Raw genomic sequence first — 25,129 nt, forward strand, 5'->3', positions numbered from 1 at the left:
CACAGCCCACAGAGAGAGAAAGTGCAGGTCATGTGGGGTGTGTGGGTGGGTCAGGTGATTTTGTCCACAGCGTCGTCCCCCGGTCCGTGCACAGCTTCCGGGGAGTTACCCACAGCATTGGTGCCGTCATCCACATCTCATCCACACAGCCTGTGGATAACCAGATTGGCTGACGCCGCCCGCGGCCCTACCGTGGTGCGTTGCCCGACTCGCCGAGAGCCGATCCGGGTGCCCCAAATGTCAGAGCCGTGTCGTAGAAAGAGTCGCACGGCGAGGTCCGCGTTGCGGACGGGAGGAGGCGGCCCGGTGAGCATGCCCGAGCCCATGGACGACCCCTGGGCCGACAGCGGTCCAGGTGACCGTCTGCCCGCCCGTACGCGCCGCAACAGCGAGGGCCGCGGCCGCGGGGACGAGCAGCACGACCGGGGCCGTGAGGGCGGCTCCTGGGACGGTGGAGGCGGCGGCTTCGAGCGCGTCCCCCCGCAGGACCTCGACGCCGAGCAGTCGGTGCTCGGCGGCATGCTGCTCTCCAAGGACGCGATCGCCGACGTGGTCGAGGTCCTCAAGGGGCACGACTTCTACCGGCCCTCGCACGAGACGATCTACCAGGCCATCCTCGACCTGTACGCCAAGGGCGAGCCGGCCGACCCGATCACGGTCGGCGCCGAACTCACCCGCCGCGGGGAGATCAGCAAGGTCGGCGGGGCCTCCTACCTGCACACGCTCGTGCAGTCCGTCCCGACCGCGGCCAACGCCGAGTACTACGCGGAGATCGTCCACGAGAGAGCCGTCCTGCGGCGCCTGGTCGCCGCTGGTACGAAGATCACGCAGATGGGCTATGCGGCGGACGGTGACGTCGACGAGATCGTCAACAGCGCCCAGGCCGAGATCTACGCGGTCACCGAGCAGCGGACCTCCGAGGACTACCTGCCGCTCGGCGACATCATGGAGGGCGCTCTCGACGAGATCGAGGCGATCGGCTCGCGCAGCGGACAGATGTCCGGAGTCCCGACCGGCTTCACGGACCTCGACTCGCTCACCAACGGCCTGCACCCGGGGCAGATGATCGTCATCGCTGCCCGTCCCGCCATGGGTAAGTCCACGCTCGCCCTGGACTTCGCCCGGGCCTGCTCCATCAAGAGCAATCTGCCCAGCGTCATCTTCTCCCTCGAAATGGGGCGCAACGAGATCGCCATGCGCCTCCTCTCGGCGGAAGCCCGGGTGGCGCTGCACCACATGCGTTCCGGCACGATGACCGACGACGACTGGACCCGGCTGGCCCGCCGGATGCCGGACGTATCGGCCGCCCCGCTGTACATCGACGACTCACCGAACCTGTCGATGATGGAGATCCGGGCCAAGTGCCGTCGGCTCAAGCAGCGCAACGACCTCTCCCTCGTCGTCATCGACTACCTGCAGCTCATGCAGTCGGGTGGCTCGCGCCGTCCCGAGAGCCGTCAGCAGGAGGTCTCGGACATGTCCCGAAACCTCAAGCTGCTGGCCAAGGAACTCGAAGTGCCCGTGATCGCACTGTCCCAGCTCAACCGTGGTCCCGAACAGCGCACCGACAAGAAGCCGATGGTCTCCGACCTGCGTGAATCGGGATCGATCGAGCAGGACGCCGACATGGTGATCCTGCTGCACCGCGAGGACGCCTACGAGAAGGAATCGCCCCGCGCGGGCGAGGCCGACCTGATCGTGGCCAAGCACCGAAACGGTCCCACCGCCACGATCACCGTGGCCTTCCAGGGCCATTATTCGCGGTTCGTGGACATGGCCAACACGTAGCATCCGATCATGGATGCGCTCTCTGAAGACCTGGAACTGCTCCCTGCCACCCGCCGTGCACTGCGGCACCGGATCGCTGTCGCCCAGAGCACAGGACGCGCCCCGTCGGTGGTGGCGGCCGTCATACGGGGCGGGGAGCTGGTCTGGGAGGGTTCCCAGACCTCGGTGGCCGGTCACGGTCCGGACGGGAACGTGCAGTACCGGATCGGGTCGATCAGTAAGACCTTCACCGCAGTTCTGGTGATGAGGCTCCGCGACGAGGGACTGCTCGAACTCACCGACCCGCTGGAGAAGCACCTGCCGGGGACCCCCGCCGGGGAGGTGACCATCGCCCAACTGCTCGCCCACACCGGCGGTCTGGCGGCGGAGACGCCCGGTCCGTGGTGGGAGCGCACCCCCGGTGGGACGCGCCCGGAGCTCTCCGACGTACTCGGCACGGAGCCGTTCAAGCACGCGCCAGGGCGCAGGCACCACTACTCCAACCCCGGTTACACGCTGCTCGGTTCGCTCGTCGAGGCGCTGAGGGGGAAGCCCTGGGAAGAGGTGCTGCGCAGCGAGGTCCTGGATCCCCTGGGGCTCGACCGCACGAGCGGGCAGCCGCAGGCGCCGCACGCGGGCGGCTGGGCGGTGCATCCGTGGGCGGACGTGATGATGCCGGAGCCGCTGGAGGACCTGGGACTGATGGCTCCGGCCGGTCAGCTGTGGTCCACGACCAAGGATCTGGGGCGGTTCGCGGACTTCCTGCTGCGCGGTGACGAGCGTGTCCTCGCCGCGGAGTCGGTACGGGAGATGCGTACGCCGGCCGCGCCGCCGGAGCCGGGCACGGGCGATCTCGGCTACGGGCTGGGAATGCAGGTGGTGGCCCACGGCACGCACCGGCTGGCAGGGCACACCGGCTCTCTGCCCGGTTTCGTCGCGGGGCTGTGGCTGAACGAGGCGCAGGACGTGGCGGCCGTCGTACTGGCGAACTGCACCTCGGGGCTGCCTGCGGCGACCGTGGCGGCGGACCTCGTGGGGATCGTCGCGGAAGCCGAGCCGCGGTTCCCGGAGCCGTGGCGCCCGTTCCGCGAGGCCGACCCGGTGGCGCTGGAACTGTGCGGCCCCTGGTACTGGGGCACTTCGGCCAATGCGCTGCGGCTGAACGCGGACGGGTCGCTGGAGCTGGGGCCGGTCGGTGCGACCGGCCGCACGGCACGCTTCCGTGCCGAGACCGACGGAACCTGGACGGGACTCAACGGCTACTACGCCGGAGAGACGCTGCGGGCCGTGCGCCGCGCGGACGGCACGGTGAGCCACCTCGACCTGGGGTCCTTCGTGTTCACTCGCGAGCCCTACGACGCGCAGGCCCCGGTGCCCGGCGGGGTGGACCCGCAGGGCTGGCGGGGCATCGGCTGACGCTGACGTCGCCCCTCAGGCGACGAGTTCGCGCTCCAGCGGAGTGCGGAAGCGGGGTGTGACACGGGCCGCGCCCACCCAGTCGGCGAGGCGGCCGGCCTCGGCCGCGACCGCCTGTTCGGCGGCGCGGCCGGGGTCGCCCAGCATCCGCCAGACGATCTCTCCGTCAGGGCGCTGGGCCCAGCCCCCGACGATCTCGCCGTTCCACCACACGGTAGGACCGATGTTCCCGGCGTAGTCGAAGAGGGCGGGCCGGTGGGCGGGATCGAGGTGGAAGCCGCGGTCGGACCAGCCCATGCCGCTCGGGTCGAGGCCGGGCAGGAGCGCGGCCCAGGGTTCCGGGGCCGGCTCGGGCGCGGTGTCGCCGGGGAGGACCAGCGCGGTGGTGCCGTCCTCAAGGCGTACCTGATCGGGGTCCACGGCGGCGAGGGCCTTGCGGGCGTCGGTGAGGGTCCAGCCCGTCCACCACTTGAGGTCTGCCTCGGTGGCCGGACCGTAGGCCCGGAGCCAGCGGCGGGCGATCTCGGCGCGGGCCTCGGCGGCGGGTACGGCCGGCCAGGGCTCGGTGTGGACCCAGCGGAACTGGCTGGAGGTCCATGACCCGCGCGGCCGGTCGCGGCGGATGCGCCCATCGGCCGCGAGCAGGCGGATGACGCGGGTGGCGACGCCGGTCTGCGTCTCGTACTTCTTCCCGAGGCCGATGGTGATCTTCTGGCGCAGGGCGGGCACAGCTGCGGACAACTGGCTGCCGGTGCACGGGCCGTGCGCGTCGAGGGCGTCGAGGGCGGTGGCCTCGGCCCCGGCCAGCCAGTCGGCGTCGAGACCCTGGCCGTCTTCGTCGAGGTGCTTGAGGAGCGTGCGCCGTTCCTTGGCGGCGATGCCCCGGGCCGTGGATGAGTCGACGTACGGGGCGAGTTCGGCGGAGACCGCGAAGAGGGTGTTGCGCATGCTCAGCAGCCGGACGAGGCCGACGTCCTCGTAGAGTGCCCGCTCGACGGTGCCGGGGCCGCCTTCGGCGAGCCGTGCCCGGGCGGAGAGGAAGACGGTCGCTGCGTCGGTGGCGTGCAGGGCGACGACGGCGTCGGCCGCCTCGCTGACCGTGGTGGCGCGAGCCGAAGGAGCCAGTCGGTGCCGCCGTCCGAGCCGGTGGCGCCGCTCGGCCGTGGTGATCAGAGGAAGGCTGGGGCTCATCCACCGATCGTAGGCCGGGCCGCCGATGCAGGGGCCCGGCCGGCACCGGGCCGATCAGAGCTGCAGTTTGAACCCCACGTGGGAGGCGGTGAAGCCGAGCCGTTCGTAGAAGCGGTGCGCGTCGGTACGCGTCACGTCCGAGGTGAGCTGGACGAGCTGGCAGCCCTCGAGCCGGGACTTCTCGATCGCCCATTCGATGAACCGGGTACCCAGACCGCTGCCGCGTTCGTCGGCGTGGACGCGTACCCCTTCGATGATGGAACGGGTGGACCCATTGCGGGAGAGGCCCGGGACGATCGTCAGCTGAAGGGTGCCGACGACGCGGTCCGCACGCACGGCGACGACCAGGTGCTGGTGCGGGTCTTCGTCCAGGCGCTTGAAGGCGGCGAGGTACGGGGTGAGGTCGTCGGGGGATTCCCGGGAGGCACCCAGCGGGTCGTCGGCGAGCATCGCGACGACGGCGGGCAGATCGGCCGCGGTGGCGGAACGGATGGCCAGTTCGGCGCTTTCGCTCATGGGGGAGGTTCCTTTCTCAGCCCGCTGCCACGGTGAGCGGGGCCCAGCGACGGGTCCAGTCGCCGGGCAGACCGGGGGTGCCGCGGGTCATCACGGTGTTGAAGGCCGCGGAGTCGAGGCCGCGTTCCTTGAGCCAGGCCAGGAGTTCCTCGTGGCGTACGTCGACATCGGTGCGCAGCGGCCGCTCGGTCCCGGCGGCGAGGGCGGTGACCAGGGCCTGGGCGGCAGAGATGTCACGGGCGATCAGCGGGCCGATGACATGCGTCTCCATGTTCGGCCAGAGTGCGGCGTATCCGGTGAGCTCTCCCGCGGCGTCCTCGGCGACGAGCAGCCGGTCCGCGAAGGCGGGGAGACGAGTGATCATGTGGGTCCGGTCGGTGCCGAAGACCTCGGTGTCGAGACGGACGAGCCGCGGCAGGTCTTCGGCGCTGGCCGGCCTGATCCTGTCCGGGACGGAAGCGGAAGCGGCGGGATCAGGGCGGAAGGGACCCCTGAGCATCTCGGCGCGGCCCGTGGTCTCGAAACCGAGCTCCTCGTACAGGGGGCGGCCGTTGGGCGTGGCGTACAGGGTGAGCGGAATGCCCTTGAGGATCTCGTCGCAGACGTGGGTCATCATGTGGCGGCCCAGGCCCTGGCGGGCGTAGCGGCCGGCCACGAGGACCATCCCGATCGCGGCGAGCTCCGGCTCGGCGGGTCTGAGGCCGTAGCGGGTGACGATGCAGGCAGCGGCGAGCCCGTTCCCGTCGGGCGCATCGATGCCGTAGCCGCTTCCGGCAGCGAGGAGCAGTCCCCATCTGTATTCCTCGCGCGCCCAGCCGCGGTCTTCTGAGAGGTCTGCACAGTGGCGGAGGTCATCCGGGGTCAGTGCGCGGATAGGCAGTTCGGTGAGGTGTGGTGGTGTCACCGGATCAGACTGGATCATCAGCTGGGGGCCGTCCAGGGAATTTGAAGGAGGGATGTTTCACGTGAAACCGGCCGATGTTTCACGTGAAACGGTCCGAGGCCCATGCGCGACCCGGCCGCTGTTTCACGTGAAACAAGCTGCTCGGAGGGAATCGGACGCATTAGCCTCGACGGTTATGACCCTCCTGCACCTCTTCGACCTCGACGGGACGCTGATGTACGGCTCGGCCGCGCCGGTCGAGCTCTCCCGTCAGCTCGGGCTGAGCACCGAGATCGCCGAGCTGGAACTGGCCTTCAGCGCGCGGGAGATCGGACCCCACCAGTTCTCGGTGGCCGTACACGCACTGTGGGCCGACCTGACACCCGACCATGTCAGGGCCGCGTTCGAGGGGTCGCCGTGGCTCGCGGGCATCCGCGATGTCTGGCAGGAGATCCGCGAGCGCGGTGACTACTGTGCGGTGATCTCGCTGTCACCTTCGTTCTTCGTCGAGCTGCTGCTCGAGTGGGGCGCGCACGCCGCGCACGGCTCGGTTTTCCCCGCTGTGCCGTTCACCCGGCCCGTTGAAGCGGCCGGCATCCTCACTCCCGCGGCCAAGGTCACGGTGGCCGACAGGCTGTGCGAGCAGTTCGGGGTGACCCGCAGCGACTGCGTCGCGTACGGGGATTCGGTGACCGACATGGTGCTCTTCGAGGCGGTCCCGGTGTCCGTGGCCGTCAACGCGCGGCCCCTGCTGACGGAGCGCGCGACCCACGTCTACGAGGGCCGGGACCTACGTGAGGCATATCAGCTCGTAGGGGTGGCACGCCCGAGAATTGAGGCATCTTAAGAGGAAAGTGGGTTCGAAACGCTGATTTCCCGCGTTTCCCCACAGGGCTCTGGACCGGCTGGCACGCTGTGAAACCCGGAACCACGGATTCGAAGGCCGTGGCGTGTGCAGACCGACCGAGATGCTCGAAGCGAGGCACCGCATGGACGCTGCGCCCAACAGACCGGCCAGACGGGGGGCGGCCCGGATACCCGCCGGGGGCGGTGGCACCGAGCCCTCCCCGGACGCCGTGCTCATCCGCCGGACCCTGACGGAGATCGCACCGGTCGCCGACAAGGTGACCTCGTACTTCTACGCCCTGGTCTTCACGGGGCACCCGGAAGTGCGGAGCATGTTCCCCGCAGCCATGGACGCGCAGCGCGACCGGCTGCTGAAGGCGCTGCTGACCGCAGCCGAGCACATCGACGATCCCGAGGTCCTCGGCCCCTACCTGCGTCGGCTGGGCACTGGGCACCGCAAGTACGGCACCATGGCGGGGCACTACCCGGTGGTGGGAGAAGCCCTGATCGGTGCGCTGGCCCGGTACGCGTCGCACACCTGGGGGCCGGAGACACAGGCCGCGTGGGTACGGGCGTACACCGCGATCTCCCAGATCATGATCGATGCGGCTGCCGAGGACGAGGCGAAGGCCCCCGCGTGGTGGCACGCGGAAGTGGTCTCCCACGATCTGCGCACGCCGGACATCGCCGTGCTGACGGTCCGCCCCGACCAGCCGTACGCCTTCCTGGCCGGCCAGTACACGAGCCTGGAGACCCCGTGGTGGCCGCGCGTGTGGCGGCACTACTCCTTCGCCTCGGCGCCGCGCGCCGACGGGCTGCTCTCCTTCCACGTCAAGGCCGTCCCCGCGGGATGGGTATCCACCGCGCTGGTGCGCCATGCCAGGCCGGGGGACGTACTGCGCCTCGGTCCGCCGGCCGGCTCGATGGTGGTGGACCACAGCACGGACAACGGGATGCTCTGCCTGGGCGGCGGAACAGGCATCGCCCCGATCAAGGCCCTGATCGAGGACGTGGCCGAACACGGCGAACGGCGTCCCGTGGAGGTGTTCTTCGGGGCACGCAGTGACAACGACCTGTACGACAAGGACACCCTGTTGGGGCTCCAGCGCTCACATCCGTGGCTCTCGGTGCGTCCGGTGGTCGGCGACTGGCTGGCCGGGCAGCTGCCGCAGGCGGTCGGCCGGCACGGACCGTGGAGCAGCTACGACGCGTTCATCTCGGGACCGCCCGCGATGATCCGCAGTGGAGTGGACGAACTGAAGAGGATCGGGATCCCCGGCGAGCGCATCCGGCACGATGCCGTGGAGGAGCTCGCGGGGGTCGCGGGCTGAGACCGCCGGATACCGGCGGTCCCAGCCGAGCCTGCTGCCCGTGACGTGGGAGGGCGGGCGCTCCGTCAGCCCAGATCAGGCGCGTGCATGGCGCGTACGCCCTCGATGTTGCCGTCGAGGTAGTGCCGCAGGGACAGGGGGACGAGGTGGACGGCGGCGATTCCGACCCGGCTGAAGGGCACGCGTACGATCTCGTACTCGCCCTCGGGCTCGTCGATTTCGGGGCCGTGCCGTTGGCTGGGGTCCATCGATTCGAGGTGGCAGACGAAGAAGTGCTGCACCTTGACGCCGGTCACTCCCCCGTCGGCGATGTGCTCGACGGTGTCCACGAAGCAGGGCACCACATCGGTGATCTTCGCTCCGAGTTCTTCGTGGACCTCCCGGTGCAGGGCGTCGACGACCGTGGTGTCGGAGGACTCCACCCCGCCGCCGGGGGTGAGCCAGTAGGGATCGACGCCGGGCTTGGTGCGCTTGATGAGGATCAGGTCGTCACCGTCGAGCAGGATCGCGCGGGCGGTGCGTTTGACCACGGGACGTTCGGTCATGGGAGAAGAGTGGCCCCAGACTCCGCATCTGAAACGCGCCACGGCAGGGAAAGGCGGGGGCTCACCAGTGCACGGCGGCGCGCAGCAGCCGCTCGTGGGCCCGGGCGACGTGTGCGAGGGCGAGGCTGCCGGTCCGGACGACGAGGAACCACGTCCGCAGGGGCGGGACCGCGGGCTCCAGCAGGGCGGTGATCTGGCCGCTGTCGAGGTTGGTCCGGCACAGGTAGCGGGGCAGTACGGCGAGCCCGGCGCCGGCACGGACGCATTCCAGTACGGCCCGCAGATCGGGCGCGACGACGGTGGCGGCGGCGGGCCTGGTGTCGGGCCGGGTGTCGAATACTGCGGCCCAGTAGCGGGTGACGAGCGGCAGGCTCTCGTGGACCTCGACGAGCGGGATGCCGTCGAGGGCGGAGGGCCCCTCGTCCCGCAGCCGGTCCGGGTCCACGAGAGCGGCCCAGTACGGGGCCGCGACCAGGACGTGCTCCTCGTCGCACAGCGCGGTGGCGGTGAAGAGGCTGCCCCGGGGCCGGGCGGTGGTGACGAGCAGGTCGTGATGGCCCGCGGCCAGGCCGTCGAGGGTCTCTCCGGCACCGGCCTGAAGGGTGGTGCGCAAGGTGTGGCCCTGGCCGACGAGGGGTGCGAGTGCGGGGAGCACGCGCAGGCACAGGAACTCGGGCGGCCCGGCGACGTGGAGGGTGCGTAACGCACCGGCGGTCTCCCGTTCGGCCTCGGTGATGCGCAGCAGGGCGTCGAGGTGCGGGGCCGCCTTGTGGGCGAGTTCGTCGCCGACGGCAGTGGGGGTGACGCCGCGGGCCCGGCGGTGGAAGAGAGGGCGGCCCAGCTGGCGTTCCAGGGTGCGTATCTGCGAGGTGACAGCGGGCTGGGAGAGCCCGAGGAGCGTGGCGGCCCGGGTGAACGAGCCCGCCCGGTGCACGGCGACGAAGGTGCGCAGCAGGGCCAGGTCCATGACGGCACCTCTCGGTGGGGGCCTTCAACTATAAATATGCCGATAGGCCCCTGTCTTTACCGTGATTGGACTCTGACGCTGGGTCAACTAGCCTTGACCACGTGGTTCTTCGCGCGCGGAACCTGAGGCGGTCCGAGCCACGAGGGGGGAGGCTCGGACCGCCTTTCCGCGGTCCGTTCAGCCCTTGCCACCTGCGGAATCCAGCGCCCGCAGGACATCTGCGACGAGGTCATCGGTGTCCTCGGCGCCCGCGGAGAACCGGATGAAACCCTCTGCCACGGCGTCGCCGCCCCACCGCCCGCGCCGCTCCGCGGTGGACCGTACACCGCCGAAACTCGTGGCGTCCTCGACGAGGTGCAGGGCGGCCATGAACCGCTCCGCGTGGGCGCGGTCGGGAAGGGTGAAGGAGACGACCGACCCGAAGCCCCGCATCTGGCGGGCTGCCGTCTTGTGGGACGGGTCCGTCGGCAGGCCCGGGTAGCGCACTCCGGACACCTCCGCGCGGTCGGCCAGGGCCTCGGCCACGGCCAGCGCGTTGGCCCACTGGCGCTGGGCGCGCAGCTGGATGGTGGCCAGGGAGCGATGGGCGAGCCAGGCCTCCATCGGGCCCGGGATCGCGCCGACGACCTTGCGCCACTGGCGGACCCGGTCGGCCAGCTCGGGCGTCCGGCAGACGACGTACCCCAGCAGCAGGTCGCCGTGGCCCGTCAGTCCCTTGGTGCCGCTGGCGACGGAGAAGTCCGCCCCGAGCTCCAGGGGCCGCTGTCCGAGCGGGGTGGCGAGGGTGTTGTCGACCGCGACCAGGGTGCCGCCGGCATGCGCGGCGTCCACGAGGCGGCGTACGTCGCATACGTCGAGCCCCGGGTTGGAGGGGGTCTCGATCCACAGCAGCCGGGCCCCGCCGAGCACCGTGAGCTGGGCGTCCTCACCGGTCGGGGCGGTGCGCACGTGGATTCCGTAGGCCTCCAGCTGCGCGCGCACCAGCGGGAGCGCCTGATAGCCGTCGTCGGGCAGGACGACGGTGTCCCCGGTGCGCGCCTGGGAGAGGAGGACCGCGGAGGTCGCGGCCATGCCGGAGGCGAACACGACGGTCTCCACCTCCCGGCCCGGTGCCTCCAGTTCTCCGATGGCCCGTTCCAGCAGGGTCCAGGTGGGATTGGTGTCGCGGCCGTAGGTGTACGGCCCTTCGACGTCGCCGGGCAGGTGGAAGTGCGCGGCGAAGACCGGCCCGGGCAGCGGGGGCTCGTTCTTGACGGGTTCCGGCAGACCGGCGCGCACGGCCCGGGTGCCGTCACCGATGCGGGAGGCCGCTGCGGCGCCGTGGGTCGGGGCTGCGTCGTCGAAGTCGTTCACGAGGTGTGCTCCTTCATTGCTTCGCGTACGGCGCCCAGCAGGCCCGGGCTCGCCGCCTCGACGAGCTCCAGGCACGCCTCGAACCCGTCGAACGATCCGTAGTAGGGGTCCGGTACGTCGGTCTCCGAGGCGGCGGCCGGGTCGTACGACCGCAGCAGCCGGACCTTGGCGGCGTCCTCGGGGGTGGGGGCGAGCGCCCTGAGGTCCCGCAGGTGCCCGGCGTCGAGGGCGATGACGAGATCGAGCCGGGCGAACCAGGAGCGCCGGAACTGCCGGGCCCGGTGGTCCTGTGCATATCCGGCCGACTCCAGGACGGCGACGGTGCGCGGGTCGGCTCCGTCGCCCTCGTGCCAGCCTCCGGTGCCGGCGCTGTCCACCTCGACCTGGCCGTCGAGTCCGGCCGCGGCCACGTGGGCGCGGAAGACGGACTCGGCCATGGGGGAGCGGCAGATGTTGCCCGTGCAGACGAAGCACACGCGGTACATGGGCGGCCCGTTCAGTTCTTGTCGGGCAGGGCCAGGTTCACGGCCCAGGAGACGATGGAGATGATCAGGGCGCCCTTGATCGCGGTCCAGAAGCCGTCGACGTGGAAGCTGAGGTTGAACTGCGTGGCCAGCCAGGACGTCAGGAGCAGCATCAGGGCGTTCACGACGAGGGTGAACAGACCGAGCGTGAGAACGAACAGCGGCAGCGAGAGCAGCCGCACGACGGGCTTGACGATGAGGTTGACCAGGCCGAAGACCAGCGCCACAAGGATCAGGGTGAGCGTACGGCTGGCGGTGCTGCTGTCCTCGTCGAGGGTGATGCCGTGGACCAGCCAGACGGCGACGGCCAGGGCCGCGGCGTTGGCGAGCGTCTTGACTACGAAATTCGTCATGTGTCTGATCGTGGCAGAGAAGATCCCGGCGGGACATCAGCAGATCAGCGGATGCCGCGCCATCACCGAACACAAGGGGCACAACGACGATGAAGGCCTTCCGGCTGGACGAACTCGAAGCGGAGCGGGTCGCCAACGACGGCGCGTATCTGCAGTTCGTGCGCGAGCGGAACATGTCGGTCGGGCTGTACGCGCTCGACGCGGGCCAGAGCGACCCGCAGCAGCCGCACCGTCAGGACGAGGTCTACTTCGTCGTGAGCGGACGGGCCTCGATCACGGTCGGGGAGGAGACCACGACGGTGGCGCGAGGCAGCGTGGTCTACGTCCCGGCCGGGGTTCCGCACAAGTTCCACCACATCGCGGAGGACTTGAGGGTGATGGTGGTGTTCTCCCCGCCGGAGGGGTGAGCACTCCTGTCAGCCGCGGTCGGCAGGCGGCTCGGATGAGGGTCGGTCCCCTGATGCCCCTAGGGGTCGGATCAGGGGACTCCGGGGGCTCGCGGGGGCCCGTGTGGCGTTCCGGCCTCCTAGCATCGAAGGCAGGAAGTCATTGACGAGGAAGAGGTTGAGGACATGGACGGCATCCGACAGGTTTTCGCGGGCATGCCCTGGTGGGTCAAGTGGGTCGCCGTTCCGCTGCTGGCGCTGTTCGTCTTCGGCGGTGTGATCACCAGCATCCTCGGCGCCCTCATCGGGCTGGTCTTCAAGCTGCTCCTGTTCGTCGCCCTCGTCGGCGGCCTGATCTTCGTCGTCAAGAAGTTCAGCGGGAGCGCGTCCAAGTCCTCGTCCGGGGACTGGTAGGACACGCCGAGCCGCAGACGTCGTGATTGAGCCAGGCGGGGGAACGTGTCGCCCGAAACCGCCCACACCCCCGGAACCGGCAGATAGAGTGGCAATCTGTGCCGTTCCCCTGGGCACCGAACGTCGGTAAGGCCGCATTGACCTGCGGTTATGTAAGCGCAACTGCCGAGCGCGACCCCAGGAGTCACGGCACGTGCGGGGGCGGCCCCCGCAGGGCGGGCCACCCCGAGGCCTGCCGCCACACCTGGGGGTGAGCTTTGGCTCCGGTTCACAACGCCGGTGTGCCGACGTTGATCGGTTCGGTGCAGCGGGCGCTGAGGCTGCTCGAAGCAGCGGGCTCCCATAGCGAGGGAGCCCCGGCGAAACAACTGGCGCGCGAAGCCGGGCTCCCGCTCCCCACCGCGTACCACCTGCTGCGCACTCTGACGCACGAGGGCTATCTGCGGCGGGAGAGCGGAGTGTTCGTACTGGGCGACGCCGCCGGGCGACTTGCCCATGGGGGACTCCAGCAGAAACGTCGCAGCATGATCCTCGACTCCCTCGCGCACTTCCGCGACGCCGTCGGGGCCCCCGTCTACTTCGCCGTCTACCGCGAAGGCGAGATCGAGGTCGTGGGTGTCTCGGACACCCCGGCCAGCCCGGCCTGCGAGGAGTGGGCCGACTTCCGGGCGACCGCTCACGCGCACGCCATCGGCCAGTGCCTGCTCGGCCAGCTCGACGAGAAGACGCGCAAGGACCACTACGACCGGCACCCCGTCGAGGCCATCACCCCGTACACGGTGGCTGATCTGAAGTCCCTGGAACAGCGGATCAGCTCCCTCGGCCGAATGCAGCCGGTTACGGAGCGTCAGGAGTACTCCCTGGGGACGGTGTGCGCCGCCATTCCGATTACCGCGGGGGATGCCGCCGCAACTATGGCGATTTCACTCCCTTTGCACCAGGAGGATCGATTGCGTTATGTAGTCGATCGACTACGGAGTGAAGTAGGCGCGCTGTTGAGCACCCTCTCGTTCTCTATCAGTATCTGAAAACTCACTCCTTGTGATCTGCATGCGCTTACACCACCCTTGTCAAGAGGGCCCTGGGGGACCATTCCTGGCCACTTCCACTACAGCGGGGTAGGCAATGCGCGAGTCGGTACAGGCAGAGGTCATGATGAGCTTCCTCGTTTCCGAGGAGCTCTCGTTCCGGATCCCGGTGGAACTCCGGTACGACGCTCGTGATCCCTACGCCATCCGCCTGACCTTCCACCTTCCCGGAGATGCGCCCGTGACCTGGGCGTTCGGCCGGGAGCTCCTCCTCGACGGAATCAACAAGCCCTGCGGTGACGGTGATGTGCACATCGCCCCCACCCATCCCGAAGAACTGTCCGACGTCCACATCCGGCTCCAGGTCGGCGGCGACCGGGCCCTGTTCCGCGCCAGTGCGGCGCCGCTCGTCGCGTTCCTCGACCGGACCGACCGGCTCGTGCCGCTCGGTCAGGAGCGCAATCTGGGCGACTTCGAGGAGAACCTCGACGAGGCCCTCGACAAGATCCTCGCCGAGTCCCGTCAGAACGAGCAGAACGCGGGCTGAGGTCCGTCGGCCGCCGGCCCCGGACCCGCCCCCTCTCAGCGCTTGCGGCGTCGGCCCCGGCCGCCGCGCCCCGGCCCGGGGGCCGGGGCGGCTTCCGGGGTCCCCGGCCGGTCGGCGGACACCACCAGCGTCGCGAGCGCCGTGGTCACCGGCACCGAGGCCACGAGCCCGATCGAGCCCACGAGCGTCCGTACGATCTCCTCCGCGACCACCTCACTGTTGGCCACCGAGCCCATGCTGCTGTTCGCGATCGAGAACAACAGGAGAAGGGGCAGGGCCGCGCCCGCGTACGCGAGGACCAGGGTGTTGACCACCGACGCGATGTGATCACGGCCGATCCGGATGGCCGCCCGGTACAGGGCGCGGGGCCCCATCGTCGGGTCGGCCTGGCGGAGTTCCCAGACCGCCGAGGTCTGAGTGACCGTCACGTCGTCGAGCACGCCGAGCGATCCGATGATCACGCCCGCGAGCAGCAGGCCGCTCATGTCGATCTCGGGGTAGAGGCCGTGGATCAGACCCGTGTTGTCGTCGGTGTTGCCGCTGAGGAACGCCCAGTCGATGAACAGCGAACCGAGCAGGCCGATCAGCAGCAGTGAGACGAGCGTGCCGAGGACGGCCACCGAGGTCCGTGCGGTCAGTCCGTGGCACATGTACAGCGCGATGAGCATGATCGCGCTCGCCCCGACGACCGCCACGACCAGCGGGTTGGATCCCTGCAGGATGGCCGGGAGGATGAAGAGGGTCAGCACTCCGAAGCTGATGACCAGTGCGATGAGCGCGAACAGCCCGCGCATCCGGCCGACGAGGACCACGGAGACGGCGAAGATGCCGGCCAGCAGGGCCAGCGGGAGCTTGCGGTTCACGTCGATCACGGAGTATTGGAGGTCGCTGGGCGCGTCCGGCGCGTAGGCGACCACCACCTTCTGGCCGTCCTCCAACTGCCGTGGTGCGCCCGGCTGGACGATCTCGACGAAGGTGCGGCCCTTGTCCGGGCCCGAGGTGACCTCGACGGTGGCCTTCTTGCAGTCGCCGGTCTGTGCGGCCTGGGCCTCGCGGCCTTCGGGAGTGGACGTGTCGCCCGTGGGCGGCACTTGCGAGGCGTTCACGGATTTGCAGTCGACCTGCTCCAGCGAGACGACCTTGCCCTGCTGCGTCTGGCGGTCGAAACCGACCCCACTGCGCTCGTGGGCGGGAGCGCCGCCGGGCCAGAGCACCACCATGCCGATGAAGACGGCGGTGGCGAAGGGGATCAGTACGGCCGCGATGACCTTGCGCAGGTGCTTCGAGACGGGGGCTGCCGGGCCGTGACTGTGGCTGTGGGAATGGCCGGATGCATGTCCGTGACCGGAGTGCGCGTGACCGGTGTGGCCAGGGGGTTCGGTGGGTTCGTTGGGGGGCTGCGGCGAGGACGTCACGAGCCGATCATCGCAAGAGATGAGGGGGCCCACTGTTCAGCACGCCACAGATGACGCTAGCGTGGGGGCACCTTTGCACAACGCGGGAGCTCGGAGCACCGGGCTGAGAGGGCGCTGATCACCGTACGCGATCACTTATGCGTACGGGAAGAGGCTGCGTCGACCGCCGAACCTGTTACCGGGTAATGCCGGCGTAGGGAGATCAGGTCTCATGACCATTCAGGACGCACGCACGCCTGCCGTCAGCCAGGACGCCGACGGCCAGACCGAGCGCCAGCCGGGCTGGCACAAGGGATACCTGGCAGGCTCCCGCCCCGACCTCCGGGTGCCGGTCCGCCAGGTCCACCTCACCAACGGCAAGGACGTGACGCTCTACGACACGTCCGGGCCGTACACCGACCCGCAGATCGAGACGGACGTGCGCCGGGGCCTCGCCCCGCTGCGCGAGAACTGGATCATCAGCCGCGGCGACACCGAGGAGTACGCGGGCCGTCCCGTGCGCCCCGAGGACGACGGCATCAAGCACACCTCGCCGCGCGGTGGCCTCAAGAACCTCGACGCGGTCTTCCCGGGCCGCCCCCGCCAGCCTCGCCGGGGCCGTGGTGGTGCTGCCGTCACGCAGCTCGCGTACGCCCGCCGCGGCGAGATCACCCCGGAGATGGAGTACGTCGCGATCCGCGAGAACGTCTCCCCCGAGGTCGTCCGCGAGGAGATCGCCGCAGGCCGCGCCGTGCTTCCGGCGAACGTGAACCACCCGGAGATCGAGCCGATGATCATCGGCAAGCGCTTCCTGGTGAAGGTCAACGCCAACATCGGCAACTCCGCGGTCACCTCCTCCATCGAGGAGGAGGTCGACAAGATGACCTGGGCGACCAAGTGGGGCGCCGACACGGTCATGGACCTCTCGACCGGCCGCAACATCCACACCACTCGTGAGTGGGTGCTGCGCAATTCCCCGGTCCCGATCGGCACTGTGCCGCTCTACCAGGCGCTGGAGAAGGTCGACGGCCGCGCCGAGGACCTGACCTGGGAGATCTACAAGGACACGGTCATCGAGCAGGCCGAGCAGGGCGTCGACTACATGACGGTCCACGCCGGCGTGCTGCTGCCCTACGTGCCGCTGACCGCCCGCCGCAAGACCGGCATCGTCTCGCGCGGTGGCTCGATCATGGCCGCGTGGTGCCTGGCGCACCACAAGGAGAACTTCCTCTACACGAACTTCGAGGAGCTCTGCGACATCCTCGCGACATACGACGTCACGTACTCGCTGGGCGACGGCCTGCGCCCGGGTTCCATCGCGGACGCCAACGACGCGGCGCAGTTCGCGGAGCTGAAGACGCTGGGCGAGCTGAACACCATCGCCAAGCGGCACAACGTCCAGACGATGATCGAGGGCCCGGGACACGTCCCGATGCACAAGATCAAGGAGAACATCGACCTCCAGCAGGAGATCTGTGAGGAGGCGCCGTTCTACACGCTCGGCCCGCTGACCACGGACGTCGCGCCCGCCTACGACCACATCACCTCGGGCATCGGCGCTGCGATGATCGCCTGGTGGGGTACCGCGATGCTCTGCTACGTCACGCCCAAGGAGCACCTGGGCCTGCCCAACCGTGACGACGTGAAGACCGGCGTCATCACGTACAAGATCGCGGCGCACGCCGCGGACCTGGCGAAGGGGCACCCCGGAGCTCAGGAGTGGGACGACGCCCTGTCGGACGCGCGGTTCGAGTTCCGCTGGGAGGACCAGTTCAACCTGGCCCTGGACCCGGTCACGGCCCGTGAGTTCCACGACGAGACCCTCCCCGCCGAGCCGGCCAAGACCGCGCACTTCTGCTCCATGTGCGGTCCGAAGTTCTGCTCGATGAAGATCTCGCAGGACATCCGCCGTGAGCACGGCGGTGACCTGAAGGCCGACGAGATCCAGGCGGGCATGGCGGAGAAGTCCGCCGAGTTCGCGGCCTCCGGCAACCGGGTCTACCTGCCGCTCGCCGACTGACCCTTTGGCGACGAGCACTGCTCTGGGAACTGGAGGGGAGTTCCCAGAGCAGGACTCCGGCTATGTTTCACGTGAAACAGGCACGCGTGTTTCACGTGAAACACTGCCGCCGGCAGCCAGACCGCGGGCCGCTGCTGCGAACGTGCGGTTCGTCTCCGTCTGGCGGCGGTAGCTCTCGGGAAGATCGGGAAGGGCCAGGAGCCGGTCGCACGCTTCGAGCGAAGCGGCCGTGTCCCCCACCCAGTACGCGCTGATGGAGTGCTCGAAGAGCAGGCCCCAGCGGTACACCCAGGGCTGGACGAACAGCAGGTCGCCCGGTGCCGGCCGGTCCAGTGCTGCGCTGGTGAACGCGTACGCGGCATGGTGGCGGCCCTGCTCCCGTAGCCGCGAGGCGAGTTCGTAGCACGCTTCCAGGCGCGTGGGGCGGGACTCCCAGGCACGCGAGAGGGCGTCCATGGCCGCCGGCCAGTTCCCGGACTCCGCGAGGAGGACGCCTGCCTGGAGGAGGGCGTAGTAGACCTCCTCGGGCCAGCCGCCCATCGTCGCGCGGCGTTCGTAGAGGCTGATGGCGGCAGCAGCATCGCCCATGTCGCGCATGGTCTGCGCGAGGTAGAACACGGTGCGGGTGTTGGACGGGTCCTTCTCGAACTCGGCGCCGAGCAGACGCGCGTCGCGTTCGAACTTGTCGTGCTTGGAGCCGCCGTCTCCGCGGTCGTCGATGACGAGCGCGTCGAGGTTCTCCTGGAGGCCGGGCCGCTGCTCGTTTTCGTCCGGCCGGTCGCACGTGATGTATTCGTGGGTGACTCCTTCGTACCGCCAGGGGAGGTCGCCCCGGACCAGCCGTTTGATGCGGTACTCGGTCACACCCTCGTGGCGCAGCATGTAGGAGTCCGCGGTGAGCGGGGGCAGTGGCCCGGTGCGGCGCAGGACGAGATCGGCGTCCAGGAGCAAGAGGTAGTCGGCCTTACCGCGGGCGTGAGCGATGTTGAGGCTGCGGTTGTGACCGAAGTCGGTCCACGGCTCCTCGTGGAGCTCTCCCGGGACACCTTTCAGAGCCTTGCGGATCAGTTGCTGGGTGCCGTCGGTGGAACCCGTGTCGGAGATGACCCAGGTGTCGATGAGGTCCCGCACGGACTCGAGGCAGCGCTCGATCACGGCGGCCTCGTTCTTCACGATCATGCAGAGGCAAATGGTCGGCTTCACGGCGGCCGACCCTAGGCAGGGCACGGCGCGGGGCGGGGGCGGCACGCCGGTGCCGGGCCCCGGGTGGCCCCTGCGGGCGCAGCCATGTGGCGGTGTACGGCTGAGCCGTTCCGCTGACACGTGGGCGAGCCGAGGTGATGACACGGGCCGCAGTACTCAGGATGACCCGCGGAGTCCGGTCCTCTATCCGGATTTCGCAGAACCATTCGATCCTGGTGTGTGCGAGGAGCAGTACATGAGTTCTGAGGACAGGGCACGTTCGTTCCTGGGCCCGTTGCCCCGACGGGCCGGCTGGCTGGCCGGAGGCACCCTCGCCTCCGTGGCGCTGGTGCTGACGGGAATCGTGGCCCCGGCTGCGGCCACTCCGGTGGGCAAGGGGACGGTTGCCACGCCGGGAGCCGGCGCCCCGTGCAAGGCGTCGAACGGCAAGGCAGCCAAGCCTGCCGCCAGCGACAAGTGCCAGTCGGGCTCGGTCGGGCCACGTGGTCCGAAGGGCCCGACGGGTCCGCGCGGTCCTCGGGGTGCCACGGGCCCGACGGGACCGACCGGTCTGACGGGGCCCACCGGGCTCACAGGCCCGACCGGTTTGACGGGTCCGACGGGCGCCACCGGGGCCACGGGGCCTGGCGGTCCCTGTGTCGACGTCGATAGCGTCGTGGTTTCGGCGGAGGAGTCTTTCCACGCCGCGATCGTGGGCGGAGTCGCCTACGCGGGACGTGCGACCCCGGCCGGTGCGGCCCCGGTGTGGCAGAACATCAGCGACCCCGATGACAACCCGGGATTCCCCGTGGGTCTCGCCTGTGGCATTTCCATCTTCACCCAGGGCGACAACGCCTGGGTGAAGGTGCTGACAACGACCGGTGGGGTGTACCAGACGCACGGCAATGTGAGCATGAACAACTTCATCTGGGCCGAGGCCTGGTTCCCGCAGTTGCCGGGCCCGAACCCGATGGTGGGCCTGCGCAGCAAGGGCATCGACAAGAAGGGCCTCTCCCCCTCGGTGACCCCGAACAGCACGCGCTAGGTCACTGCGGCTCGTGATCCGGGCCGCCGAAGTCCGGGCTCGTGAAGTCCGGTGCGGCATAGCCGGGCCGGGGTCCCTGTGAAGGGCTTCCGGGGCTGGTGAAGTCGGGCCGGGTGTATCCCAGGTTGGGGATGCGCCCGGCCCCTGGCGTACGGGGCGTCGGGTATCCCGGACCCGCGCTCGGGTCGGCCAGGGCGTCCCGCAGGAAGGGCACGATGCCCCGCTCCAGCAGGGCGTGCCTCCAGGCCTCGCGCGCACGGGCGACCTCGTCGGGCACCGCCTCCGTCTCGTCGGCCACGACCTCGGTCGAACTGTTGCGGACGGCCGTCAGCAGCAGCCCGATGACCGCGAACACCAGGGCGGCGACGGTGAGCGCGCCGAACAGCCAGCCGGCCGTCAGCATGGTGTCGGCGAAGGCGGGTTCGGGCTCCACCAGCTTCAGGATGTAGCCCACGAGCAGGAAGATCAGCATGGCGGTGCCCGCCAGGACCGGCGCGAGGACCGCGACGACGGCGCTGATTCCGACGCCACTGCCGCTGCCCTGCCCGTCGTCCTCCTCCCCGGTGCTTCCGGGAGTGGAGAGGATCTCGTCGCGCCGCTCTTCGCGGATCTTCACGTAGTGGTCGTACTCGGCGGTGGCCGCAGCCGTCACCAGCTCCCTGGCGGCCATGGCCATCGTGCGCAGTTGTTCGGCGTTCAGCCGTTCGCCGAGAGTGGCGAGCTCGGGCCGGTCGGGTGCCGTGCGCAGCGCCTCGTCGAGGAGCCGATCGAATTCGGGCCGGTCTTCGGTCAGCAGGTGCGGAGCGCTGGTCATGTGCATCCCCCGATGCTCCGTACAAGCCGGTATGCCCGCGTAGAACCGGGCACCGGCACAAACGGAGGAGAGCCTGCTACGGATAGAGCGATGGTAGAGCGCACACACCGCAGGGTGACAGGGGCTTTCAGGAAATAGCCCCGCGTCGGAACGGTGAGTAATCCTCAGTCGTTCAGCGGAAGTTGCACGACCAGTAGCTTGCCCGCCATCGTCACGCCGCCGTCCATCGCGATGGCAAGGCCTTCCGCGTACACGTGCGGCCCGTCCACCGCCTCCGGTCCACGGCTCTCGTCCCCGTCCTCGGTGCCCACTTCGCCGAGCAGGTAGGGGATGGGGCTGTGCCCGTGGACGACCCGGCTGCCGCCGTAGGTGCCGAGCAGTTCCCGGACGGCCTGCGGGCCGGTGCCCTCGTCGCGGAAGGCGAACCGCTTGGTGAACTTGCGGAAGAGGTCCCAGGTGATGTCGGCGTCGTTGCGGTTGAGTAGCTCGTGGATGGTGTCGTTGACGTCCTCGACGGAATCGCCGTAGTCGAGGTAGGCCGTGGTGTCGGAGTGCAGCAGCAGGTGGTCCTCCTCCAGCACGGCCGCGTCCAGGCGGGACATCCACTGGAGGTGTACGTCCTGCAGGCGCTCCATGTCGGTGCGCTGGCCGCCGTTGAGGAGCCAGGCGGCCTGGAAGGTGGCGGTCCCGGCGCCGGACGACACAGGAGTGTCACCGAAGCGCTTGGCGCCGATCAGCAGCAGCTCGTGGTTGCCCATGAGGGCCTTGCAGTAGCCGCCGGCGGCCGCGGCCTCGGCGGACAGGCGCATGACGAGGTCGATGACGCCGATCCCGTCGGGGCCCCGGTCGGTGAAGTCGCCGAGGAACCAGAGCCGGGCATTGCCTGCGGACCAGCGCCGGTCGGCGTCGATCAGTCCCTGGGCCTGGAGCTCGTTGACCAGCTCGTCGAGGTAACCGTGGACGTCACCGACGACGTAGAGGGGGCCCGGACCGGCTGCCTCCGCGTCCTGGGGGACGTAGTGGACCTGGACGGTGTCGCCGGGCCCGCCGAGCGCGCCCCGGCCGATGACGGGCAGGTCGCGCTGGGTCTGCGTGTACCCCTCGGGCTCGGACTCCTCGGGGTCCTTGCTCATGGAGTAGACGGGTTGGGTGACGGGCTGCGGGGCAGGGGGACCGCTCGCCTCCGGCGCGTAGCGGGGCTGCGCGGGTACGGAGAGGGCGCCCTCGTCGTAGTACGCCGGGTACTCGCCGTAGACGGGTGCCTCGCCGTAGACGGGCGGCTCGCCGGAAAGCCCGGTGGATACGGCGTACGGACCGGGTTCGTTGACCGGAACCCGGAAGTCCCGCAGCGTTTCCGTCCGCATCGCGGGTCCCTGACCGGCCCCCTGAGTCATCGACCCCTCCACCACCGTCGCGCTGCCGTACACCTGCGGACCCTCCTGACCTCCAGGGCGGAGGGTCCGTGATGTCGTGCGCCCATCATAGGAATGCGGTTCGCGCTCTGTGACGCACCAGGGGTGGTGAATCCTTTGCGGAGCCGTTCCTTCCTGCCGTTTTCTCCCGATATCGGTGTTGCGGAAATCTTGAGTGGGGCCTTCGGTCGGGCTGGTGAGGCGATGTGGCGGTCAGTCCTTCGCCGGGGAGCGGGGTGGGCTGACGGTCGTACGGGGCTGCCTGCGCTGCGATGAGGTGCGGATGATCAGCTCGGTCGGGACGACCTGTTCGACGGGGCGTCCGGTGTCCACTCCCTCGATGGCGTCGATCAGCAACTGCACGACGGCGGTGCCGATGCGGCGTGGTTTGAGGGAGAGGGTGGTGATGGGCGGTTCGGTGTTGGCGTACACGGTGGACTCGCTGCAGCACACGAGCAGCAGGTCCTCGGGTACCCGCAGGCCGTAGCGCCGGGCGGCGGCGAGCAGGTCGGTGCCGTTGGGGTCGAAGAGACCGTAGACGGCGTCCGGGCGGTCGGGGCGGGCGAGCAGCCGGTCGGCCGCGACGGCGCCCGCGCACGGGTCGTGGGCGGGGTAGGACTCGTAGACGGGGTCCTGGCCCACGCGCTCGCACCAGTTGAGGTAGGCGGTGGTGGAGAGCCGGGTGTAGGTGTCGGTGGTGGTGCCGGTCAGCAGCCCGATCCTGCGGGCGCCGGCGGCAGCGAGGTGGTCGAGGAGGCCCAGTACGGCGGCCTCGTGGTCGTTGTCCACCCAGGCGGTGACGGGGAGCGAGCCGGCCGGACGGCCGTCGGAGACCACGGGCAGGCCCTGGCGGACGAGTTCGCTGACGACGGGATCATGGTCGGAGGGATCGATGACGACGGTGCCGTCGAGGGCGACGTTGGACCACACGTCGTGTCGGGAGGTGGCTGGGAGGATGACGAGGGCGTAGCCACGGGCCAGCGCGGCTGAGGTGGCGGCCCTTGCCATCTCGGCGAAGTAGGCGAATTCGGTGAAGGTGAAAGGTTCATCCCCGTACGTCGTCACGGTCAGGCCGATCAGGCCCGACTTTCCGGTACGGAGGGTGCGAGCGGCGGCGGACGGGCGGTAGCCCAGCCGGTCGGCGACCTCGCGAACGTGGCGGCGGGTGGCGTCCGGCAGCCGCCCCTTGCCATTGAGCGCGTCGGAGACGGTTGTGATGGAGACGCCCGCCGCGGCGGCGACATCCCTGATGCCGGCCCGGCCCTGTCGGCCGGCGGCCCGCCGGGTGGTCTCGGTCCGGCTCACCTGATGCTTCCCTGCTGCTGTCATGGCGAGCCGATAGTAGGGCTCGGTGGGGTGGGTGGTCCGGGTGCATATGCACGCATTGACAGGCACGTTTCTGCATGGTTCGCCACCCCCAATGACCTTGGAAATGAAGGGGTTTCATGGCTCCGGGTGACCGTGCCCCTTGTCGTCGGGTACGGGCATGCCAAAACGGCAAGGTCTCGGACCGGTCTCAACTCACCTGCACGAGGGATGCGCGCCACGGCGCAGGCCACCGGCGCGCGCATATATGCGCGCGCTCCCCCGCATTCCAGGCGCCCCCATTCTCGGGAGCGCGGAATCCTCATAAGGTGAGCAGTATTGAGTCGACGGCGACGTCGTACGGGACGGTCGAGGAGGACCTGCGGTGAGCGAGAAGAGCCCGAAGCTGCGCGCCGAGCTGGACGGCATTCCGACATACAAGCCCGGCAAGCCCGCGGCTGCGGGCGGGGCCGTTGCCTACAAGCTGTCGTCGAACGAGAACCCGTACCCGCCGCTGACCGGTGTGCTGGAGACCGCGGTCGCGGCGGCCGGGAACTTCAACCGGTACCCGGACATGGCCTGCACCGGCCTGGTGAACGAGCTCGCGGAGCGGTTCGGGGTGCCGGTCGAGCACATCGCCACCGGCACCGGCTCCGTGGGCGTGGCCCAGTCGCTGATCCAGTCGACGGCCGGCCCGGGCGACGAGGTCATGTACGCCTGGCGTTCCTTCGAGGCGTACCCGATCATCACGCAGATCTCCGGTGCGACCTCCGTACGGGTCCCGCTCACGGACGGGGACGTGCACGACCTGGACGCGATGGCGGACGCGATCACCGAGCGGACCCGGCTGATCTTCGTCTGCAACCCCAACAACCCCACGGGTACCGCTGTGCGCCGTGCCGAGCTGGAGCGGTTCCTGGACCGGGTGCCCTCCGACATCCTGGTGGTGCTGGACGAGGCCTACCGCGAGTTCGTGCGCGACGCGGACGTCCCGGACGGCATCGAGCTCTACCGCAACCGGCCGAACGTGGCCGTGCTCCGCACGTTCTCCAAGGCGTACGGGCTGGCCGGCCTGCGGGTCGGCTTCGCCGTGGCGCACGAGCCGGTGGCGGCGGCGCTGCGCAAGACCGCGGTGCCCTTCGGCGTCAGCCAGCTCGCCCAGGACGCTGCGGTCGCCTCCCTGCGTGCCGAGGACGAGCTGATGGGCCGCGTCGGTGCGCTGGTGTGCGAGCGCAACCGGGTCCACGAGACGCTGCTCGCGCAGGGCTGGACGGTCCCGGACACGCAGGCGAACTTCGTGTGGATGCGGCTGGGGGAGCGGACCGCCGACTTCGCGGCGGCCTGCGAGAAGGCCGGTGTGGTGGTCCGGCCCTTCGCGGGCGAGGGCCTGCGGGTCACGATCGGTGAGACCGAGGCGAACGACCTCTTCCTGCACACGGCGGAGGCGTTCTTCAAGGAGCTGTGAGGCTGCTAGGCCAGTTCCACGCGGATCGGGTCGCCGTCGCGGACGGTGGACAGCAGGCGGGCGTCGCCGTCGAACGAGCCGAGTACGTTGCACGGGCTCGCCAGGCGGCTCTCGCCTGCGCGTGAGATGGGCGTCGGGCCGTAGGGGAGCGCCAGCGCGTCGCCCTCGGTCCAGAAGGCGACCGTGCCGGGTTCGACGACCTGCCGGGCGTCGTGCTCCAGCGCCACGGAGACGCCGGTGTCGAAGTAGACCTCCTCGCCCCAGGTGTTCGCCGAGGCGGAGATCGGAAGGGCCTCGGCCAGCGCCTTGCTGGTCGGGGTCTCGTCGAGGGTTGCGGTGAGCTGGCCCGCGGGCCAGGAGATTCGTATCTGCATGAGCTAATTCAACAATCTGTTGAATTTATTGGCTAGAGGTACCCCGCCTGA

At 69.7% G+C, this 25,129-nt stretch carries 25 protein-coding genes; 11 read left to right on the forward strand and 14 right to left on the reverse strand.

Annotated features, from left to right (window positions below):
• The first annotated feature begins 324 nt into the window (after positions 1-324).
• Entirely contained in the window at positions 325-1,788 is a 1,464-nt protein-coding gene (dnaB, locus tag IO30_RS0109775; protein WP_031141325.1) for a replicative DNA helicase, read from the forward strand.
• Positions 1,789-1,797: 9 nt separating this feature from the next.
• Positions 1,798-3,183: a serine hydrolase domain-containing protein gene (locus IO30_RS0109780; protein WP_031141326.1), complete on the forward strand. Its 1,386-nt coding sequence runs from the start codon at positions 1,798-1,800 to the stop codon at positions 3,181-3,183.
• Between the two features lie 15 nt (positions 3,184-3,198).
• On the opposite strand, the gene IO30_RS0109785 is transcribed toward IO30_RS0109780, so the two are convergent.
• From IO30_RS0109785 to IO30_RS0109795, 3 genes are read right to left on the reverse strand one after another with little or no spacing between them, the layout of a single operon-like run.
• Positions 3,199-4,374 carry a winged helix DNA-binding domain-containing protein gene (locus IO30_RS0109785; RefSeq protein ID WP_031141327.1) on the reverse strand — a complete coding sequence of 392 codons (1,176 nt, stop codon included), beginning with the start codon at positions 4,372-4,374 and terminating at the stop codon, positions 3,199-3,201.
• A 54-nt stretch (positions 4,375-4,428) separates the two neighbouring features.
• Positions 4,429-4,890 carry a GNAT family N-acetyltransferase gene (locus IO30_RS0109790; protein ID WP_031141328.1) on the reverse strand — a complete coding sequence of 154 codons (462 nt, stop codon included), beginning with the start codon at positions 4,888-4,890 and terminating at the stop codon, positions 4,429-4,431.
• A gap of 16 nt (positions 4,891-4,906) precedes the next feature.
• Positions 4,907-5,794: a GNAT family N-acetyltransferase gene (locus IO30_RS0109795; RefSeq protein ID WP_245234121.1), complete on the reverse strand. Its 888-nt coding sequence runs from the start codon at positions 5,792-5,794 to the stop codon at positions 4,907-4,909.
• Positions 5,795-5,969: 175 nt separating this feature from the next.
• Here IO30_RS0109795 and IO30_RS0109800 point away from each other — a divergent pair, with 175 nt between their 5' ends.
• A complete protein-coding gene (locus tag IO30_RS0109800; RefSeq protein ID WP_031141330.1) occupies positions 5,970-6,620 on the forward strand; it encodes an HAD family hydrolase in 651 nt (216 codons plus the stop codon).
• A 49-nt stretch (positions 6,621-6,669) separates the two neighbouring features.
• Positions 6,670-7,950 (forward strand): globin domain-containing protein, encoded by a 1,281-nt coding sequence (locus tag IO30_RS0109805; RefSeq protein ID WP_373316545.1) that lies wholly within the window; start codon positions 6,670-6,672, stop codon positions 7,948-7,950.
• 65 nt (positions 7,951-8,015) lie between these two features.
• Here the strand turns inward: IO30_RS0109805 and IO30_RS0109810 are convergent, their stop codons facing one another.
• From IO30_RS0109810 to IO30_RS0109830, 5 genes are all read right to left on the reverse strand, one after another.
• Entirely contained in the window at positions 8,016-8,495 is a 480-nt protein-coding gene (locus tag IO30_RS0109810; protein ID WP_031141332.1) for an NUDIX domain-containing protein, read from the reverse strand.
• Between the two features lie 61 nt (positions 8,496-8,556).
• Positions 8,557-9,462 carry a LysR family transcriptional regulator gene (locus IO30_RS0109815; RefSeq protein ID WP_031141333.1) on the reverse strand — a complete coding sequence of 302 codons (906 nt, stop codon included), beginning with the start codon at positions 9,460-9,462 and terminating at the stop codon, positions 8,557-8,559.
• A gap of 177 nt (positions 9,463-9,639) precedes the next feature.
• Positions 9,640-10,815: a cystathionine gamma-lyase gene (locus IO30_RS0109820; RefSeq protein ID WP_063768430.1), complete on the reverse strand. Its 1,176-nt coding sequence runs from the start codon at positions 10,813-10,815 to the stop codon at positions 9,640-9,642.
• Positions 10,812-11,300, reverse strand: coding sequence for a low molecular weight protein-tyrosine-phosphatase (locus IO30_RS0109825; protein WP_031141335.1), 489 nt, complete (start codon positions 11,298-11,300; stop codon positions 10,812-10,814). Before IO30_RS0109825 ends, IO30_RS0109820 begins: the two co-directional genes overlap by 4 nt.
• Before the next feature lie 11 nt (positions 11,301-11,311).
• A complete protein-coding gene (locus IO30_RS0109830; protein WP_031141336.1) occupies positions 11,312-11,692 on the reverse strand; it encodes a phage holin family protein in 381 nt (126 codons plus the stop codon).
• An 89-nt stretch (positions 11,693-11,781) separates the two neighbouring features.
• On the opposite strand from IO30_RS0109830, the gene IO30_RS0109835 reads away from it, so the two are divergent.
• From IO30_RS0109835 to IO30_RS0109850, 4 genes are all read left to right on the forward strand, one after another.
• On the forward strand, positions 11,782-12,099 hold the full coding sequence (locus tag IO30_RS0109835) for a cupin domain-containing protein (RefSeq protein WP_031141338.1): 318 nt from the start codon (positions 11,782-11,784) through the stop codon (positions 12,097-12,099).
• A 165-nt stretch (positions 12,100-12,264) separates the two neighbouring features.
• The gene (locus IO30_RS0109840) at positions 12,265-12,492 is read left to right on the forward strand and encodes a DUF5326 family protein (protein WP_199921049.1); all 228 of its coding nucleotides are present in this window, start codon (positions 12,265-12,267) and stop codon (positions 12,490-12,492) included.
• Between the two features lie 281 nt (positions 12,493-12,773).
• Positions 12,774-13,520, forward strand: a complete 747-nt coding sequence (locus tag IO30_RS0109845) for an IclR family transcriptional regulator (protein ID WP_078904059.1) — start codon at positions 12,774-12,776, stop codon at positions 13,518-13,520.
• A gap of 97 nt (positions 13,521-13,617) precedes the next feature.
• Positions 13,618-14,067, forward strand: coding sequence for an SsgA family sporulation/cell division regulator (locus tag IO30_RS0109850; protein WP_031141344.1), 450 nt, complete (start codon positions 13,618-13,620; stop codon positions 14,065-14,067).
• A 35-nt stretch (positions 14,068-14,102) separates the two neighbouring features.
• Here IO30_RS0109850 and IO30_RS0109855 read toward each other — a convergent pair whose 3' ends face one another.
• Entirely contained in the window at positions 14,103-15,482 is a 1,380-nt protein-coding gene (locus tag IO30_RS0109855; RefSeq protein ID WP_031141346.1) for a YibE/F family protein, read from the reverse strand.
• Between the two features lie 211 nt (positions 15,483-15,693).
• On the opposite strand from IO30_RS0109855, the gene thiC reads away from it, so the two are divergent.
• Entirely contained in the window at positions 15,694-17,481 is a 1,788-nt protein-coding gene (gene thiC / locus IO30_RS0109860) for a phosphomethylpyrimidine synthase ThiC (protein ID WP_031141348.1), read from the forward strand.
• A gap of 60 nt (positions 17,482-17,541) precedes the next feature.
• On the opposite strand, the gene IO30_RS0109865 is transcribed toward thiC, so the two are convergent.
• A complete protein-coding gene (locus tag IO30_RS0109865; protein ID WP_245234123.1) occupies positions 17,542-18,684 on the reverse strand; it encodes a glycosyltransferase in 1,143 nt (380 codons plus the stop codon).
• Positions 18,685-19,339: 655 nt separating this feature from the next.
• Between IO30_RS0109865 and IO30_RS46865 the strand changes: the two genes are divergently transcribed.
• Positions 19,340-19,708: a hypothetical protein gene (locus IO30_RS46865; protein ID WP_051859369.1), complete on the forward strand. Its 369-nt coding sequence runs from the start codon at positions 19,340-19,342 to the stop codon at positions 19,706-19,708.
• Between the two features lies 1 nt (position 19,709).
• Here the strand turns inward: IO30_RS46865 and IO30_RS0109875 are convergent, their stop codons facing one another.
• From IO30_RS0109875 to IO30_RS0109885, 3 genes are all read right to left on the reverse strand, one after another.
• Entirely contained in the window at positions 19,710-20,528 is an 819-nt protein-coding gene (locus IO30_RS0109875) for a membrane protein (protein WP_031141353.1), read from the reverse strand.
• 158 nt (positions 20,529-20,686) lie between these two features.
• Positions 20,687-21,931, reverse strand: a complete 1,245-nt coding sequence (locus tag IO30_RS0109880) for a metallophosphoesterase (RefSeq protein ID WP_031141354.1) — start codon at positions 21,929-21,931, stop codon at positions 20,687-20,689.
• Positions 21,932-22,147: 216 nt separating this feature from the next.
• Positions 22,148-23,263, reverse strand: a complete 1,116-nt coding sequence (locus tag IO30_RS0109885) for a LacI family DNA-binding transcriptional regulator (protein ID WP_031141356.1) — start codon at positions 23,261-23,263, stop codon at positions 22,148-22,150.
• Positions 23,264-23,624: 361 nt separating this feature from the next.
• Here IO30_RS0109885 and hisC point away from each other — a divergent pair, with 361 nt between their 5' ends.
• Entirely contained in the window at positions 23,625-24,704 is a 1,080-nt protein-coding gene (gene hisC / locus IO30_RS0109890) for a histidinol-phosphate transaminase (RefSeq protein ID WP_031141358.1), read from the forward strand.
• Between the two features lie 5 nt (positions 24,705-24,709).
• On the opposite strand, the gene IO30_RS0109895 is transcribed toward hisC, so the two are convergent.
• On the reverse strand, positions 24,710-25,078 hold the full coding sequence (locus IO30_RS0109895; RefSeq protein WP_031141360.1) for a cyclophilin-like fold protein: 369 nt from the start codon (positions 25,076-25,078) through the stop codon (positions 24,710-24,712).
• Positions 25,079-25,129: the final 51 nt, after the last annotated feature.

The sequence above is a fragment of the Streptomyces xanthophaeus genome (assembly GCF_000725805.1).
Taxonomy (GTDB): domain Bacteria; phylum Actinomycetota; class Actinomycetes; order Streptomycetales; family Streptomycetaceae; genus Streptomyces; species Streptomyces xanthophaeus.